11 protein-coding genes are annotated in these 16,927 nt (G+C 71.1%); 4 read left to right on the plus strand and 7 right to left on the minus strand.

Annotation, left to right across the window (positions count from 1 at the left end; genetic code table 11):
- Positions 1–36: 36 nt before the first annotated feature.
- Positions 37–1,377 carry an MFS transporter gene (locus QC180_RS24225; protein ID WP_347567349.1) on the minus strand — a complete coding sequence of 447 codons (1,341 nt, stop codon included), beginning with the start codon at positions 1,375–1,377 and terminating at the stop codon, positions 37–39.
- Here QC180_RS24225 and QC180_RS24230 point away from each other — a divergent pair.
- Complete coding sequence (locus QC180_RS24230; protein ID WP_278265104.1) at positions 1,325–1,612, plus strand: hypothetical protein; 288 nt, start codon at positions 1,325–1,327, stop codon at positions 1,610–1,612. The two genes, QC180_RS24225 and QC180_RS24230, sit on opposite strands and share 53 nt — an antisense overlap.
- A gap of 2 nt (positions 1,613–1,614) precedes the next feature.
- On the opposite strand, the gene QC180_RS24235 is transcribed toward QC180_RS24230, so the two are convergent.
- From QC180_RS24235 to QC180_RS24245, 3 genes are read right to left on the minus strand one after another with little or no spacing between them, the layout of a single operon-like run.
- The gene (locus QC180_RS24235) at positions 1,615–2,256 is read right to left on the minus strand and encodes a Type 1 glutamine amidotransferase-like domain-containing protein (RefSeq protein ID WP_278265105.1); all 642 of its coding nucleotides are present in this window, start codon (positions 2,254–2,256) and stop codon (positions 1,615–1,617) included.
- Complete coding sequence (locus tag QC180_RS24240; RefSeq protein WP_278265106.1) at positions 2,256–3,098, minus strand: maleylpyruvate isomerase N-terminal domain-containing protein; 843 nt, start codon at positions 3,096–3,098, stop codon at positions 2,256–2,258. The genes QC180_RS24235 and QC180_RS24240 overlap by 1 nt, the downstream gene beginning before the upstream one ends.
- Complete coding sequence (locus tag QC180_RS24245) at positions 3,095–3,571, minus strand: HIT family protein (RefSeq protein ID WP_278265107.1); 477 nt, start codon at positions 3,569–3,571, stop codon at positions 3,095–3,097. Before QC180_RS24245 ends, QC180_RS24240 begins: the two co-directional genes overlap by 4 nt.
- A 284-nt stretch (positions 3,572–3,855) precedes the next feature.
- On the opposite strand from QC180_RS24245, the gene QC180_RS24250 reads away from it, so the two are divergent.
- Genes QC180_RS24250 through QC180_RS24260 form a run of 3 tightly spaced genes read left to right on the plus strand, consistent with a single transcriptional unit; the run spans position 3,856 to position 6,712 of the window.
- Positions 3,856–4,974 carry a Re/Si-specific NAD(P)(+) transhydrogenase subunit alpha gene (locus QC180_RS24250; RefSeq protein ID WP_278265108.1) on the plus strand — a complete coding sequence of 373 codons (1,119 nt, stop codon included), beginning with the start codon at positions 3,856–3,858 and terminating at the stop codon, positions 4,972–4,974.
- Positions 4,974–5,276 carry an NAD(P) transhydrogenase subunit alpha part 2 gene (locus QC180_RS24255; protein ID WP_056818017.1) on the plus strand — a complete coding sequence of 101 codons (303 nt, stop codon included), beginning with the start codon at positions 4,974–4,976 and terminating at the stop codon, positions 5,274–5,276. The genes QC180_RS24250 and QC180_RS24255 overlap by 1 nt, the downstream gene beginning before the upstream one ends.
- A 17-nt stretch (positions 5,277–5,293) precedes the next feature.
- The gene (locus QC180_RS24260) at positions 5,294–6,712 is read left to right on the plus strand and encodes an NAD(P)(+) transhydrogenase (Re/Si-specific) subunit beta (protein ID WP_278265189.1); all 1,419 of its coding nucleotides are present in this window, start codon (positions 5,294–5,296) and stop codon (positions 6,710–6,712) included.
- A 187-nt stretch (positions 6,713–6,899) separates the two neighbouring features.
- On the opposite strand, the gene QC180_RS24265 is transcribed toward QC180_RS24260, so the two are convergent.
- The 3 genes from QC180_RS24265 to QC180_RS24275 form a co-directional block, all read right to left on the minus strand.
- Positions 6,900–7,100 (minus strand): hypothetical protein, encoded by a 201-nt coding sequence (locus tag QC180_RS24265; RefSeq protein WP_278265109.1) that lies wholly within the window; start codon positions 7,098–7,100, stop codon positions 6,900–6,902.
- A 131-nt stretch (positions 7,101–7,231) separates the two neighbouring features.
- On the minus strand, positions 7,232–8,230 hold the full coding sequence (locus tag QC180_RS24270; RefSeq protein ID WP_278265110.1) for an ABC transporter substrate-binding protein: 999 nt from the start codon (positions 8,228–8,230) through the stop codon (positions 7,232–7,234).
- Between the two features lie 35 nt (positions 8,231–8,265).
- Complete coding sequence (locus QC180_RS24275; protein WP_278265111.1) at positions 8,266–16,875, minus strand: amino acid adenylation domain-containing protein; 8,610 nt, start codon at positions 16,873–16,875, stop codon at positions 8,266–8,268.
- Positions 16,876–16,927 lie beyond the last annotated feature (52 nt).

The following is a 16,927-nucleotide window of genomic DNA, read 5'->3' on the forward strand; positions in this document are numbered from 1 at the left end:
GCGGGGTCGTCCGGGACGGCCCCGCGCGAGAAACCCTCAGCGCGCCGAGCGCGGCAGCACGAACGTCGCCGCCAGCACCACCGCGAGCAACCCGAGCCCGACGAGCGCCGCCACCTGCATCGCCGAACCGTAGGACGCGGGTCCGGTGTGTGTGCCGAGCGCGGCGAAGAACACCGTGGCCAGCACCGTCGCGCCGATCGCGTTGCCGAATTGCTGTGTGCTGGTGAGTAATCCGGCCGCGACTCCGGCCTGCTGGGGTGCGATGCCGGACAGCACCGCGCCCAGTGCCGTGGGGATGGTCAGTCCGTTGCCGATCCCGGCGAGCAGCATGCCGGGCACCAGCATCGGCGCCGACCCCTCGCCGCCCGCGTACTCCAGCACCGCCACCGTGAGCAGTAGCCCGGTCATGCTGAAGACGGTCCCCAATGACATCACCCGGTTGCCGATGCGCGCGCTGACCCGCCTGGCCAGCAGGAACGAGCTGGCCGCGAAGGCCACGCCGAGCGGGGCGAAGGTGAACCCCGCCTGCAGTGGGCTCAGTCCGAGCCCGTCCTGGAGCAGCAGCGTCAGGCACAGCATGAATCCGGCGAAGTAGGCGAGGTAGCCGCCCGAGATCACCATGCCCGCGCCGAACACCCTGTCGCGCACCAGGTTCGGGTCGAACACCGGGTCGCCACCGGCGGCGGTGAGGCGACGTTCGTAGCGCAGGGTCAGCACGGCGACCAGCGGCGCGGCGGCCATCGAGACCCACGTCCACAGCGGCCATCCGGCGGGCCTGCCGAGGGTGATCGGCACCAGGATCAACGCGATCGCGGCCGCGAGACCGAGCGCGCCGACCGGATCGAGCCGCGGGTTCGCCGTGCGCCGGTGGCCCGGCAGCCAGCGCGCCGCCAGCGCCGCCGCGACCAGCCCCACCGGCACATTGATGAAGAAGATCGTGCGCCAGCCCCAGCCGAACAGGTCCAGTTCCAGCAGGATTCCGCCCAGGACCTGGCCCGCGACCGCGCCGAGCCCGACCGTCGCCCCGAACGCGGCCATCGCGGTGGCGCGCTCGGCGGGCGGGAACAGGGTGTTGATCAGGGCCAGCATCTGCGGCACCATCAGCGCCGCCGTCGCGCCCTGCAGGACGCGGAAGGCGACGAGCTGCCAGGGGCCGGTCGCCAGACCGCACAGCAGGGAGGCGGCGGTGAACGCCACCATGCCCAGCACGAACAGGGTGCGGTGACCGTACAGGTCGCCGAGCCGCCCACCGGTGACAAGTCCTGCGGCATAGGCGAATCCGTAGCCGCCGACGATCAGTTCGCACCCGGAATTCCTGCGGCTGATGATGTGGGAGGCGCTGGAACTGGGTGCCGAGGGTGTGGACGAGACGGGGATGCGGGCCGAGCGCTACCAGCTCAAGCAGGACAAGATCGCCGACGCTCAGGAGCGCGGTGTGGTCCGTCCCGACCTGCCACCCCCGGCGCTGCTCATGCTCCTGATGGGCCTGATCAACTACCCCGATGTGATGCCGCAGGTGGGCAAGCTGGTCTTCGGGAACGAGCTGGATCAGGAGGACCTGCGCGCCTGGACCAAGGTCGCCGTGCGCCGGATCGCGGCGCCGACTTCCTGAGGTCAGGGGCGCAGGAGTTCGGTGCGATCGCCGTCGACGAGCAGGACGTCGGCGTCGGTGAGTGCCCAGTGGGGGGTGTTCTCGGCTCGGTATCCGGCCAGGAGTTTCGCCGATTCGCCGTCGGGGTCGGTGGGGGAGTCCAGGTGGACGACGAGGTGGCGGTCAACCAGGCCGAGGCCGTCCCAGCGGGGGGCGATGCCGGTGGCGGGCAGGACCTCGCCGGGGTCGTCCATCGTTTCCAGTCCGTGCAGGTCGGGGCCGAGCAGGCAGGCGCCCGCGCTGTATCCGGCGTAGACCAGGGCGTCCTCGGCGAGCAGGGCGGGGAGGACGGAATCGGCTCCGCTGCGGGCGAATTGGGCGCGCAGGACGAAGGTGTTGCCGCCACGTACCCATACGAGAGGATAGGAGCGCAGCGTCTTCTCCAGCTGCGCGGGCTGTCCGACGTAGTCGCGCAGATCCAGGACCTCGGGGGAATAGCCCAGGGCCGCAAGCGGTGTCACGTCGCTGGTGACGGCCGCCGACCAGGCGGCGGGCCAGGCGTCGCACGCGTTCGGGATCACCGCGACCCGGCCCGGCGGCCCGGCGAGGGCGGTGAGTCGGTCGGCGAAGGCGCCGAATCGGTAGGAGGACAGGAACAGTCGCATCAGATCGTGAAGGCCAGGTTCCGCACCAGGCGGGCGCCGAGGTCGGTGTCGCCGTCGATGTCGATCGCGCCGAGGTGCTCGTCGACGGTGATCCGGCCGCCGCGCAGGCGCGCGAACAGGCCCGAGTCCAGACGGATCACCGTGGTCGGGGTGCCTTCGGCGGTGTCGAGCAGGACGCCGCGTCCGTCCACCACCGCCACGTGCACCTGCCTGGTCACCGGACCGGTGAGCTCCAGGGTGATGTGCGCGCCCTCGGGTGCCTCGGCGCCCTTCACCACCGCGCGGCCCAGGCCGAGGGTGAGTTCGGTGAAGGCGGTCTCCGCGCGGTCGCCGCCCTCGGGCACGCTGCGGCCGATGCCGTCGGCGAGGTCGAGCTCGTGCATCCAACAGTCGAACAGCCGCACCCGCATGAAGCGGCCGTAGGGGACCTGGCCGACCGGCGAGACGGTGGGCTCGGCCCAGGCGTCGTCGTCCATCGCGACCAGCGCGGCGCGGCGGCGTTCGGTGACCTCGTCGAACAGTGCGAGCAGGCGCTTGCCCGAGAGCGGGCGCAGCCGGTCGACCCAGATCTCGTTGAGCACCGCGACCTCGTTGCGCACGTGCGGCAGGGTGCGCACATCGGTCTTGGGGCGCAGCGGGTCGTGCGGCGGCGGGGTCTCGCCCAGCAGCCAGGACTCGGTGCCGATCACGTGTGCGACCACGTCGAAGATCGTCCAGCCGGGCAGTGGCGATGGCCTGCGCCAGGCGTTCTCGTCGAGGTCGGCGACCAGGGCGGCGATGGCCTCCCACTGCTGGGCGAGCAGATCGGTGAGGTGCTCGCGTTCCGGCGTGCGGTCGGTCATCCCTGGGCTCCTTCGGGGGCGTTCGCCGACGGATCCGCCGGTCGCTGCGCGTCCAGCGCGGTCAGACCGGCGCGGATGGCGGCGGCCGTGGAGGTGGTGTCGTAGGGGCGGCGCAGCAGGAAGCCCTTGGCGAAGGCCAGCTTGTCGCCGTGCTTGCGCGGCACGACGTGCAGGTGGACGTGGCCGACGGTCTGGAAGGCGGCGGTGCCGTCGTTGAGGATGAGGTTGGCGCCGTCGCTGGCCAGGCCGCCGCGGCGCAGGGCGCGGGCGAGGCGATGGCCGGTGCGGAAGAGATCGGCGCCCGCGTCGGCGGGCAGATCGTCGAGCTCGGTGGCGTGCGCCCGGGGGACGATCAGGGTGTGTCCGCGGGTGATGGGGCGGATGTCGAGGAACGCGCAGACCGCGTCGTCCTCGTAGACCTTGGTGGCCGGTGCGGTCCCCGCAACGATCCGGCAGAAGACGCAGTCGTTCACGGTCTCGACCCTACGGTGTGGTGTGGCCCGCGCAACAGCCCGAACCCGGTGCGGGCATGACGCGCGTCACGTCCGCGGACCCGTATCCTGGCGTCGAGCTGGTCCGATTTGACCGTTCATGTACTGGACGCTTGTCCAACTATCCGCTGTGACAGGCATCTCCGCTAGGCTCACCGCCAGCCGAGTACAGTTGCGAGGATTTCAGCTGAACCTACTCGTAGGTAACATTCGGCTGATCCCGTTGTTCCCCGGCTCGAAGCCAGCACGAAAAGGAAGTCTGACTAGTGGAGACAACGCACAACGTGGGCGAGGAATCGCCGCGCGGAGCGCGTGTCGGAGTCGTTCGCGAGTCCGGCCCGGGTGAGCGGCGAGTCGCAGTGGTGCCCAAGATCATCCCCGCCCTGTCCAAGCAGGGCGTCGAGGTGGTCGTGGAAGCCGGTGCGGGCCTCGGCGCGCTCATTCCCGACGCGGCCTATGTAGAGGCAGGCGCGACCATCGGTGATCCGTGGTCGGCCGATGTCGTGGTCAAGGTCGCCCCGCCCAGCGATGCCGAGGTGGGCAAGCTGAGCTCCGGGCAGACGCTGATCGGGTTCCTCGCCCCGCGTAACGCCGACAACCAGATCGGCGCCCTCAAGGCCGCGGGTGTGCAGGCCTTCGCCGTCGAGGCGATCCCGCGTATCTCGCGTGCCCAGGTGATGGACGCGCTGTCGTCGCAGGCCAACGTGGCGGGCTACAAGGCCGTGCTGCTCGCCGCCTCGGAGTCGACCCGCTTCTTCCCGATGCTCACCACCGCCGCGGGCACCGTGAAGCCCGCGACCGTGCTGGTGCTCGGCGTCGGTGTGGCCGGTCTGCAGGCGCTGGCCACGGCCAAGCGTCTCGGTGGTCGCACCACCGGCTACGACGTGCGTCCCGAGGTCGCCGATCAGGTGCGCTCGGTCGGCGCCCAGTGGCTCGACCTGGGCATCGACGCCGCCGGTGAGGGTGGCTACGCCCGCGAGCTCACCGACGAGGAGAAGGCCCAGCAGCAGAAGGCGCTCGAAGACGCGATCAAGGGTTTCGACGTGGTGATCACCACCGCGCTGGTGCCGGGCCGTCCCGCGCCGCGCCTGGTCACCGCCGCCGCTGTCGAGGGCATGAAGCCCGGCAGCGTGATCGTCGACCTGGCCGGGGAGACCGGCGGCAACTGCGAACTCACCGAGCCCGGCGAGATCGTGGTCAAGCACGAGGTCACCATCGCCTCGCCGCTGAACCTGCCCGCCACCATGCCCGAGCACGCCAGCGAGCTGTACTCCAAGAACATCGCGGCGCTGCTGGAACTGATGCTGGTCGACGGCAAGCTCGCGCCCGATTTCGAGGATCAGGTGCTCGCCGATTCCTGTGTCACCCGTGAGGTGGAAGCCTGATGTACACCGAACTCCTCGCGAACATCGCGATCCTGGTCCTGTCCGGGTTCGTCGGCTTCGCGGTCATCTCCAAGGTTCCCAACACCCTGCACACCCCGCTGATGTCGGGCACCAACGCCATCCACGGCATCGTGGTGCTCGGCGCGCTGGTGACGCTGGGCAACGTCAAGGACCCCTCGCTGCTGGTGCAGGTGATCCTGTTCGTCGCCGTGGTGTTCGGAACCTTGAACGTCATCGGTGGCTTCGTGGTCACCGACCGCATGCTCGGCATGTTCAAGGGTAAGAAGAAGGCGGCCGAGTGATGCACGCAGTCGACAACATGACCTACCTGGTCAACGGCCTCTACATCGTGGCCTTCTCCATGTTCATCTACGGTCTGATGGGCCTGACCGGCCCGAAGACCGCGGTGCGCGGTAACCAGATCGCCGCCGTCGGCATGGGCCTGGCGGTCGTGGCGACGCTGATCTCCATCCGCCACGCCGAACTGCTGAACTGGATCCTCATCGGCGCCGGTCTGGTCGTCGGTGTGGCGCTGGGTGTGCCGCCCGCCGTGCGCACCAAGATGACCGAGATGCCGCAGCTGGTCGCCGCGTTCAACGGCGTCGGTGGTGGCACGGTCGCGCTCATCGCGTGGGCCGAGTTCATCGACAGCACCGGCTTCTCCCAGCTGCACGACGAGCCGAACATCCACATCATCATCGGCTCGCTGTTCGCCGCGGTGATCGGTTCGATCTCCTTCTGGGGCTCGATCATCGCCTTCGCCAAGCTGCAGGAGATCCTGTCCGGCAAGCCGATCGGCATCGGCAAGCTGCAGCAGCCGCTGAACCTGCTGCTGCTCGTCGGCGCGATCGTGTGCGCCGTGGTGATCGGCCTCGGCGCCGACAACGGTGGCGTCTCGCAGCTGTGGATGATCGCGCTGCTGGTGCTCGCGGGCATCCTCGGCCTGATGGTCGTGCTGCCCATCGGTGGCGCCGATATGCCGGTCGTCATCTCGCTGCTCAACGCCCTGACCGGTCTGTCGGCCGCGGCCGCGGGTCTGGCGCTGAACAACACCGCGATGATCGTCGCGGGCATGATCGTCGGCGCGTCCGGCACCATCCTGACCAACCTCATGGCCAAGGCCATGAACCGCTCCATCCCGGCCATCGTCGCCGGTGGTTTCGGTGGCGGTGGCGGCGCGGCCGCCGGTGGCAGCGGCGAGGCCAAGTCGGCCAAGGCCACCTCCGCGGCCGACGCCGCGATCCAGATGGCCTACGCCAACCAGGTCATCGTGGTGCCCGGTTACGGTATGGCCGTGGCCCAGGCTCAGCACGCGGTCAAGGAGATGGCCTCGCTGCTCGAGGGCAAGGGTGTCGAGGTCAAGTACGCGATCCACCCGGTCGCCGGTCGTATGCCCGGCCACATGAACGTGCTGCTGGCCGAGGCCGAGGTCTCCTACGACGCCATGAAGGAAATGGACGACATCAACGGCGAGTTCAACCGCACCGATGTGGTCCTGGTGATCGGCGCCAACGACGTCACCAACCCGGCGGCGCGCGAGGACAAGTCCAGCCCGATCTACGGCATGCCGGTCCTCAACGTCGACCAGGCCAAGAGCGTCATCGTGCTCAAGCGCTCGATGAACTCCGGCTTCGCGGGCATCGACAACCCGCTGTTCTACGCCGACCACACCTCCATGCTGTTCGGCGACGCCAAGAAGTCCGTCGGTGCGGTCACCGAGGAACTGAAGGCGCTGTAAGTCGCACGTCACAGAGGCCCCCGCCGTTCCCCGTGAACGGCGGGGGCCTCTTGCGTCCGGTCTGGTCCCGCGCTCCTGCCGAGATGACACCTCTCGACCATCACCGTCGCCGAGATCCGCTACGGCCTGGCCGCCATGCCGCAGGGTGCCCGCCGGGACCGGATGCTGGAACGCTTCGAGAGCAGGATCATGCCGTTGTTCGCCGGTCGTGTGCTGCTTTCGGCCCGGCCGACGCCGCGGAATACGCCGACCTCCTGGCGACCGCCAGGGCGGCGGGAATCGCGATCGGCCGGTACGACGGGTACATCATCGCGGCCACGGCCAAGGCCGCCGGAATGAGCGTGGCCACGCGCGACACCGCGTTCCGCGCGACCGGTGTCGGGGTCATCGATCCGTGGGAGTGATCTGCGAACGCGACTGCGGAATCGGGTGCGGACCCGGAAACGCGAATCACCCCGCCCGCTGGAGATCCGGCGGACGGGGTGATGGGGCGGCGAACTGATCAGCCCGCCTGGGGGCTTACTTGAAGCGCTGGGCCAGGAGGTCCAGGGTGGCCATGGCCTCGCGGTAGTCGGGGCGCTTGGCGGTGGCGGGGAGCTCGTAGAGCTGGCCCTTCTGGAAGGCGGGGAGCATGGCCAGGGCCGGGTCCTGCTTCAGCTGGGCGATGTCGCGGCCGCCGTCGAGCTTGATGACGAACAGCACGGGGGCGTCGACGACGGTGCTCAGCAGTTCGGGGCTGAAGGTGACCCAGTCACCGGCCTGGGCGCGTTCCGGGTTGCCCGCCTTGGCCTCGATCTTGTCGTCGATGGTGATGCCGACATCGGTGAGCAGGTTGGCCAGCGGGGTCTTGGGGGCCAACAGGATCGGCTTGGCGTCGGCCTGCGACTGGTAGACCGCCGCCGCGCCCTGGGGCAGCTTGAGGCCCTTCTTCACCTGCGCGACCTTGTCGGTGTAGGCGGTGATCATGCCGTCCACCTTCTCGGGACGGTTCACGTAGTTGGCCACCGACTTCAGCTGGTCCTGCCAGTTGGCGGCGTCGGAGGGCACCAGGGCGGTGGGGGCGACAGCGGCGAGCTTGTCGTAGTTCTTGATGGTCTGCTGACCGGGCCAGCCGGGGCCGCCACCGATGATCAGGTCGGGCTTCTGGGCGGCGATGAACTCCAGGTTCAGGTCGTCACCGGAGGGCACCGCCACGGTGCCCTGCTCCTTGGCGTCCGCGGCCCAGGCGGCCGGGAACTCGCCGGGGGCGAGGGTGACACCCAGGATGCGCGGATCCGCGGCGGTCACCTTGGCGTCGAGGTCGTAGAGGTACCCGGCGAGGGCGCCGTTGAGGACCACGATGCGCTGCGGGTCGGCGGGGACGGTGACCTGGCCCTTGGGGGTGTCCACCTGGCGGGTACCGCCACCGGCGGCTTCATCGGAGTTGGAGCTGCTGCAGCCCACGGCCGTCGCGGTGACCGCGACGATGAGGAGTGCGGCGGCGGCGCGCATGCGCGCCGTCATTCGGTGCCTTGACATGGAGTGTTTTCCTTCTTTCTATCCAGGTGGAGAGTTCAGGTGCGGATCGCGGGATCCGCATCGATGAGCGCGGCGACCTCGATCCAGCCGGTCGGCATCGCGATCTCGTTGTGGGTGTAGGGCAGTCGTCGGATCACCAGCTGCGCGCCCGCTGCCTGCCAGCCGGTGAGCTGGGCGTGCACGCGTTCGGGTTCCAGGCCGTTGTCCGCGCAGTACAGGGCCATCGGGCCGCTGTAGTTCGGCGATTCGGACAGGGTGACCATGCGCAGCAGCTCGGTCGCGGCGTGGACCACCACCGCCGCCAATTCGGCCGGGTACTCGCCGATCTCGGGCACGAGCGCTTCCATGCCGGACGGGTCGGCCAGGGTCGCGGCGGCCCGCTCGGTCAGGTTCGACAGCGGATGCGAGTCGAGCAGACCCACGTAGGCCACCTGCTCGCCCTCGGCCTCGAGGATGGCGGCCATCGCGTGCGCGAGATTGCCACCGAGGGAGTAGCCGAGCAGGTGGTAGGGGCCGTGCGGCTGGATGCGGCGGACCTGTTCCAGGTAGAACCGCGCGAGGTCGTCGAGCGTCGGGATCTGCTTGTCGGGGTCGGTGAGCTGGGGCATCTGCAGACCGATGACCGGACGGTCGGCGCGCAGCAGGCGGGCCAGCGGCGCGTATTTCCAAGCGGTGCCGCCGATCTGGTGGACGCAGAACAGCGGCGCGACCGTGCCTTCGGCGCGCAGTTCCAGCACCGGCTCGAGACGGCTGCCCAGGCTGGCCAGGCCGTCGACCGGTCGCTGGAGGCCGGGATCGACCGCGCCGATCCGCGCGGCGAGCGCGCGTGCGGTCGGCGCGGAGAAGACGTCGTCGAGGACCACCGGCAGTTCGGCCCTGGTCAGACGGCCGACCAGCCGCACCGCCAGCAACGAGTGTCCGCCGAGTTCGAAGAAGTCGTCGTCGGCGTCGACCTCGGACAGCGACAGCACCGCCGCCATGGCCTGCCGGACGGTGCCGACCAGCCCGTCGTCCGCGACCACGGCGGGTTCGGCCACCGCGGTGACGACCGGAGCGGACTCCGGCGCGGGCAGTTCCTGACGGGCGATCTTCTCCGTCGCGGTGCGCGGAATGTGGTCCAGGACCAGGAAGGCCGACGGGATCATGTACGCGGGCAGGGCCGTTCGCAGCTGCTCGCGCACCGCGTCGGTGTCGAGGACGACGCCGGAGCGGGCGATGAGGTAGGCGACCAGACGCTGGTCACCGGGGGTGTCCTCGCGCAGCAGCACGACCGCCTGGGCGACGCCGGGGCAGCCGAGCAGGGCCGATTCGATGTCACCGAGTTCGATGCGCTGACCGCGCAGCTTCACCTGGCTGTCGGTGCGGCCGACGTACTCGAGCTCGCCCTGGGGGTTGCGCTTCACCAGATCGCCGGTGCGGTACATGCGTGCGCCGGTGCCGAACGGATCGGCGACGAAGGCGGCGGCGGTCAGGTCGGGGCGGGCCAGGTAGCCGCGCGCCAGCCGGACACCGGTCATGTACAGCTCGCCGATGCTGCCCTCGGGGACCGGGCGCAGCTGGTCGTCGAGGATGCGCACGGGGTCGGCCGGGGCGCCGACCGGCACCGAGGCGGTGTCGGCGTCGACGGTCTCGTGGAAGGTGAAGCCGATCGCGGCCTCGGTGGGACCGTAGAAGTTGTAGACGGCGGTCCCGGTGAGCGCGCGCATGCGCTGTGCCGTGGCGGGCGGCAGTACCTCGCCGCCGGTGAGGACGCAGCGCAGGTCGGCGCAGCCGGACAGGTCGGCCTCTTCGGCGAGCACGGTGAGCATCGAGGTGGTCATCCACATCGCGGTCACGCGCTCGCTGCTCATGAGCTGGGCCTGGTAGTAGGGGTCGCGGTGCCCGCCGGGGCGGGTCAGCACGATGCGCGCGCCGACGTGCAGCGGCAGGAACATCTCCATGAGCGAGGCGTCGAAGATCGGCGGCGTGCGGTAGAGCATGGTGTCGCCGGGGCCGAATCGGCGTTCGCGCTGCAGCCATTCGAAGGTGGAGATGATCGCGGCGTGCGACAGGCTCACGCCCTTGGGCACGCCGGTGGAGCCGGAGGTGAACAGCAGGCAGGCGATGTTCGACGGGCGCAGCGGGGCGAGCCGGTCGGCGTCGGTGAGCGCGGTGTCGGCGAATCCGCTGGTGTCGGCGTCGTCGAGCGAGTGCAGCACCAGGGTGGGCGCGGCGGTGTCGAGGATCTTCTCGATGCGCTGGGCGGGCTGTTCGGGGTCGATCGGCAGGTAGACGCCACCGGCTCGGCAGACGGCGTGCGCGGTGACGACCGAGTCGATCGAACGCGGGATGGCCACGGCCACCACGGTTTCGGGGCCGATGCCGCGTGCGACGAGCCAGCGGGCCAGGCGATTGGCGCGGGCCTCGAACTCACCGAAGTCGATGGTGACGTCTTCGGCCGTGATGGCGTGCGACGACGGATCGACGGAAGTGCCCCAGACGGCGAGGGTGTCGCCCTGCGGGTCGGGCTGATCGGCGACCAGCGTGTCGGTATCGCGGCGTCGTTTCCCGTCGGCCACGCTCGCGTCCGCCGCGCCGGTGACAGTCGTGGTGCCGGTGGGCGAGGCGAGTGGGGCCAGGAATGGTGTGGCCGAGGGGTTCTCGGCGCCGGTGACCGCGGTGAGGATCGCGCCGATCCGCTCGGAGATCCGGGCGAGGGTGGTGTCGGGCACGGCGGCGCGGTCGTACCAGATGACCAGGCTGAGCTGCTCACCCGGCGGGGCGATGAGGGTCATCGGGTAGTGCGTGTTGCCGTGGTTGTGGAACTCGCCGCGACGCAGTTCGTGCGATTCCGGCTGTCCGGCACCGGCGTTCGGGAAGTTCTCGAAGGCCACCAGGGTGTCGAAGAGGGTGCCCAGGCCCGCGATCCGTTCGATCTCCGCCAGCCCGGCGTAGTCGAAGTCCTGCATGGCGAACTGGGCGGCCTGCAACTCGGCCCACTGGTCGAGCAGCGCGCGTTCGGTGTCGAAGGCGCAGCGCACGGGGACGGTGTTGGCGAACAGGCCGACCATGCCCGCCACACCCGGCAGTTCGGCGGGCCTGCCGGAGACGGTGGCGCCGAACACGACATCGGTGCGTTCGGTGAGCGCGGCGAGCACCAGCGCCCAGGTGCCCTGCACCAGCGTGTTCATGGTCAGGCCGCGACGACGGCCCAGTTCGGCCAGCGCCGTGGACAGTTCGGCCGACAGCGGCACCTGCCACTGGCGGACCTCGCGCTCCCGGCCGGTGTCGGTACGCACCAGCGTCGGCCCGGACAATCCGGCCAGCCGCCGCGACCAGGCCGTACGGACCGCCGCGCGGTCACGCGTGCCGATCCAGGCCAGGTAGTCGCGGTAGGAGGCGGGCGAGGGCAGCTCGTCGCCGTGGTAGGTGGCCAGCACCTCGCGCAGGACGATGGGGGTGGACCAGCCGTCGATCACCAGGTGGTGGGTGTTGAGCACCAGGCGGTGCGCGTCACCGGGCATGCGGATCAGGGTGGCGCGCAGCATCGGTGAGCGGTCGACGTCGAACCGGTGCCGGGTCGCCTCGACCTCGAGCCGGTCGGCGGCGGCCTCGGCCGTCCGCTGCGGCAGGCCGGACAGGTCGACCTCGCGCCACGGCATCCCGACCGCGCGCGGAATCGCCTGCACCGGCTGGTCCAGCCCGGCGTAGTGGAAGGCCGCGGCCATGGTGGGATGCCGGTTCACGACGGCGTCGAAGGCGGCCGAGAGGCGGGGGCCGTCGAGCGGTCCGTGCAGGTCGACGCGGGCGCTGAGGGTGTAGACGTCGTCGGCACCGTCGCGAATCGCGTGGAACAGCAAGCCTTCCTGCAGCGGCGAGAGCGGCAGCAGTTCGGCCAGCGGGCCGTGGACGGCCTCGAGGGTGTCGACGGTGTCCTGGTCGACGGACAGCCCGGGGCAGTCCGACGGGGTGAGGCCACCGGGGAACAGTCGCGCGTGTGCGGCGAACGCCTCCAGCGCGAGTTCGAAGTGGCGCTGGATGGCCGCGACCTCGTCCGCGTCCAGAATCCGGCCCGCCGCGGTCCATTCCACGGCCAGTCGAGGCTGACCGGCGGATTCGTGCACGAAGACATTGAGCGCGAGCACCTCGGTGAGGGCCTTCTCCGGCGGCTCGGTCACCGCGAACGCGTCGTGTTCGGGCAGGGCCCAGGCCTGGGCCGCGCCGCCGCCGAAGCGGCCGAGGTAGTTGAGCAGCACCTCGGGGGAGCGGCGATCGGCCAAGCGCGGCGCGGTCTCGGGGTCGAGGCGGCGCAGCACGCCGTAGCCGACGCCGTTGCCGGGGACCGCCCGCTTGGCCTCCTTGACCGCGCGCAGCAGCCGCCCGGCCGCCGCGCCGCCGGACAGCGCCTCGGCGAGGCCGTCGGGGGTGTCGATGCCGGTGGCGGGGGTCCAGACCGGGAACTCGCTGGTGAACCAGCCGATGGTGCCCGCGAAATCGGTGTCGGGGCGCAGGGCTTCGCGGCCGTGTCCCTCGACCGCGACCGGCCTGCCCGGCTCGAGCGCGTCGCCGGACTCGTGGCGCCAGGCGTTGATGGCCAGCATGAGCGCTGCGAGCAGCACGTCGTCGGTCTTGGCGCGGTAAGCGGTGGGCAGGGTGGTGAGCAGGGCGTCGGAGATCTCGGGGGTGGCGAAAGTCCGGGTCCGCTCGGCGGTCTCGACGCGGTCGGTGGTCGTGTCCAGCGGCCGGTCACCGAGGGTGGCGACGGTGTCGTCGCCGAGGGCGTGTTCCCAGTGCGCCAGTTCGCCGCGATGTTCGCCCTCGGTGCCCGCCTCGGCGAGCAGGGTGGCATAGCGCCGCCACGAACTGCCCTTCGCCGACATCCGCGCCGGACGCCCGTCGCGCGCGGCCGCGCACGCCTCGTACAGCTCGGGCACGAGGATGCGCCACGAGACACCGTCGACCACGAGGTGATTGCCCACCAGCACCAGCCGGTCGGGGACACCCGCCGCCGTCCGGACCAGGGCCGCGCGGATCTGGACGCCCGTCGCGGGGTCCAGGCGTGCCGCGAGCTCGCCGCTCACCGACGCGATCAGCGCGTCGACCTCGGCCGCGGACGCGGCGCCCGACGTTTCGAGCACCAGTTCCGAGGCGCGCACCGTGCCGACGCCCGCGACCTCGAGCCGGGGCCCGGTGTCGGTGTCGTCGAGGATCAGGCGCAGGGCGTCGTGACGGTCGAGCAGGGTTTGCAGGCCGGTGGTCAGGTCGTCGAGAGCCACGTCCTCGTGCAGGGTCAGTGCCGTCCACTGGGCGTAACCGGCGATGGCCGCGCGGTTCTCGTTGGCCGCGAGCAGGGCGCCCACCATGGGCGGGATCGGGACGACACCGGTCGCCTCGTCCGGGACCGGCGTGCCGATCCCCTGGTCGGCGACCTCGGCGGCCGCCGCGATGGCGGCCAGATCACGCTGGGCCAGCAGCGTTTTCGGCTGCACCTCCCAGCCGAGGGCGCGCAGGCGGCTGCTCACGCCGATGGCGGTGATGCTGTCACCGCCGAGACCGAAGAAGTCGTCGGTGGCGCTGACCTGGGCCAGGCCGAGCACCTCGGCGACCACCCCGCACAGTGCCCGCTCCTGCTCGGTGCGCGGCGGGCGCCCGGTGGAGGTGAACTGGGGCGCGGGCAGGGCCGCGCGGTCGAGCTTGCCGTTGACGGTGGTCGGCAGGGCGTCGAGTACGACGAGCGCCGAGGGGACCAGGTGGTCGGGGACCAGGGTGGTCAGACGCTGACGCAGCTGATCGGCGTCGAGGACGCGGCCCGCCTCGGGGACCAGGTAGCCGACCAGACGGGTGCTGTCGCCGGACTTGCGGATGGTGGCGGCGGTGGCGGCAACGCCGGGCAGGGCGCCGAGCGCGGCCTCCACCTCGCCCAGCTCCACGCGGTAGCCGCGCACCTTGATCTGCTGATCGGCGCGGCCGAGGTAGTCGTAGCCGCGCCCGGGCAGCCAGCGCGCCCGGTCACCGGTGCGGTACATGCGCTCGCCCTCGGCGAACGGATCGGCGACGAACCGGTCGGCGGTCACCGCGACGCGGCCGAGATAGCCGCGCGCCAATTGCGGTCCGGCCAGATACAGTTCGCCGATCTCGCCGTCCGGGACCAGTTGCAGCGCACCGTCGAGCAGGTAGGCGCGGGTGCCGTCCAGCGGCGGGCCGACGTGCGGGAGTTCCCCGGTGACCGGCGCGCTGAGCGCGTCCACGGTCGCCTCGGTCGGGCCGTACATGTTGCGGGCGGCCACCCCGGAGGCCACGATGACCGACCACAGCGCGGGCGGTGTCGCCTCGCCACCGAGCAGCAGCAACTCCGGGCGGTGCGCGTCGCCGAGCAGGCCGTTGTCGATCAGGGCGGTCGCCATCGACGGGGTGGTGTCGACGACATCGATGCGATCGGCCACCAGTGCGGCGATCTGCGCGGCGGCGTCCTTCTGGATGTCGGTGTCGTAGAGGTGGACCCGGTGTCCGCACCACAGCCACAGCAACTGGTCCAGCGCCGCGTCGAAGGCGAAGGAGTAGGTGTGCGCGACGTGCAGCTGCCGCTCGCCCGCGCGGGCGGCGGTCTCGGCGTAGACGGTCGAGCGGTGGTGGTGCAGCAGCTGGGCCATCGCCCCGGCCGAGATCTGCACGCCCTTGGGCTTGCCGGTGGAGCCGGAGGTGTACACGAGGTAGGCCAGGTGCGCGGGGGAGCGCGGGGCCGCCAGGTCGGCGGTGGTCAGCGGGCCGTCGGCGAGCGTCGCGATCGCCGCGCGGGTATCGCTGTCCGACAGGCGGATCAACGCGGGCGCGCTCGCGGTACCGGTTTCCGGACGGTCGACGGTTCCCGGTTCGACGTGCGTCGCCGGGTCCGTGCCCGCCGCGGAACCCGCGCTGGGCGCCGTCGTCTCGGCGAACACCGTGCTCGCCACCACGTCATCGGTGAGGATCAGCGCTGGGGCGGCGTCGTCGATGATGTCGGCCAGACGCTGCGCGGGGTGGTTGATGTCGAGGATCAGGAACGCCGCGCCCGCGTGCCGTACGGCCAGCAGGGCCACGACGAGGTCGACGGTGCGCGGCAGCGCGATGCCCACGATGTCCTCGGGGCCGACACCGCGTCCGCGCAGGTAGCGGGCCAGGCGGTGTACCCGGGCGCCGAGTTCGGCGGCGGTGAGGCGGTGGGCGCCGTCGACGAGGACGACGTCGTCGGGGCGCGCGGCGACCATGGCGTCGAAGACCGCGACCGCGTCCTCGGGGACGCCGGGCAGGGCGGCACCGGCGCGGTCGGCGGCGGTCTCGTTCGGGTACAGGGTGATCGCGCCGATGGGCTTGTCCGCCGCGTCGACGAGTTCGGTGATCAGGGTGACCAGCGCGTCCATCCGGCGCCGCACCGTCGCCGCGTCCAGCGAACGGGCGTCGACCTCGAAGCCGAGCTGGATGCGGTCCTCCGACAGCGGGGTGACGGTCAGACCCAGATCCTCGGGCGGGCCACCGGCGACATTGCGCAGGGTGCCGGTCGCGCCGTCGAAATCGAGGGCGAAGTCGAAGGCCTTGAGGTTGATGCCGATGCCGTGCAGCAGCGCGCCGGTCTGCGCGCCACCGAACTCGCGGGCCAGGTCCTCACCGCGGAAACGCTGGTGCGAGCGCATCTCCCGCAGCGCGTCGGCCACTCGCTTGCCCAGGTCGCCCAGGCGATCCTGGCTCGACACGGCCACTCGCAGCGGCAGCACGTTGACCGCCATCGACGGGGTGGTGAGCGCGGTCTTGCCGACGCGCGCCATCACCGGCAGCGCGATGACCACATCGGTCTCGCCCAGCACCCGGTGGATGAAGCCGACATACCCGGCGACCAGCACGTCGGCCCAGGTGATGCCCGCCGCCGTGGCCGCCTCCTTCACGCGGGCCACCTGCGCGGCGTCGAGCACGGCGCGCACCTCGTGGGTCCGCTCGACCACGCCCTCGGGCGCGCGGCCTCGTCCGTCCAGCGGGGGCAGCGGGGTGAGCCGGTCGCGCCAGTAGTCGCGGTCGTGCTGATGTGCCTCGCTGGCACGGTATTCGAGGTCTTCGGCGACCAGGGTCTCGATCGAGCCCCAGCGCAGGCGCGGCGCGTCGGCGTCGCGGCGCAGCGCGGTGTAGTGGGCGGCGACCCGGCGCGAGACCATGGCCGCGCTGTAGCCGTCGATGATCAGGTGGTGGTAGAGCTGGATGCACCACACGTCGTTGTCGGTGAGGCGCAGCAGGGTGTAGGTGTAGAGCTGTCGGTCGACCATGGCGCGGCAGTAGGTGGCCGAGCGCTCGCGTTCGGCGGCGACGAGCCGGTGCGCGGCGGCGAACGGGTCGGCCTCGCCGCGCAGATCGACCAGCGGGCGCAGTTCGGGCTCGTGGTCGGTGATGCGCTGGCGCGGGCCGTCGGGCGTCTCGGTGAATCGCAGGCGCATGGTGTCGGTTTCGGCGACGGTGCGGCGGATCGCGATGTCGAGCAGGTCCACGTCGATCGGCTCCGGTCCGGCGATCTCGAGGACCTCACCGACCATGTAGCTGAGCGAATCGGGGTCGAGGCGCTGGGCGTTCCAGATGCCCGATTGTGCTCCGGTGAGCGGCAATTCGGGATGTTCGGCGCTCACGTCGTCCCGTTCCACCGAGCTCACAGCAACTCCTCCATCAACGTTCTCACCCCTCCCACGCGGATGCCGGGCGCCA

This window comes from Nocardia anocheti, from assembly GCF_029675105.1.
Taxonomy (GTDB): domain Bacteria; phylum Actinomycetota; class Actinomycetes; order Mycobacteriales; family Mycobacteriaceae; genus Nocardia.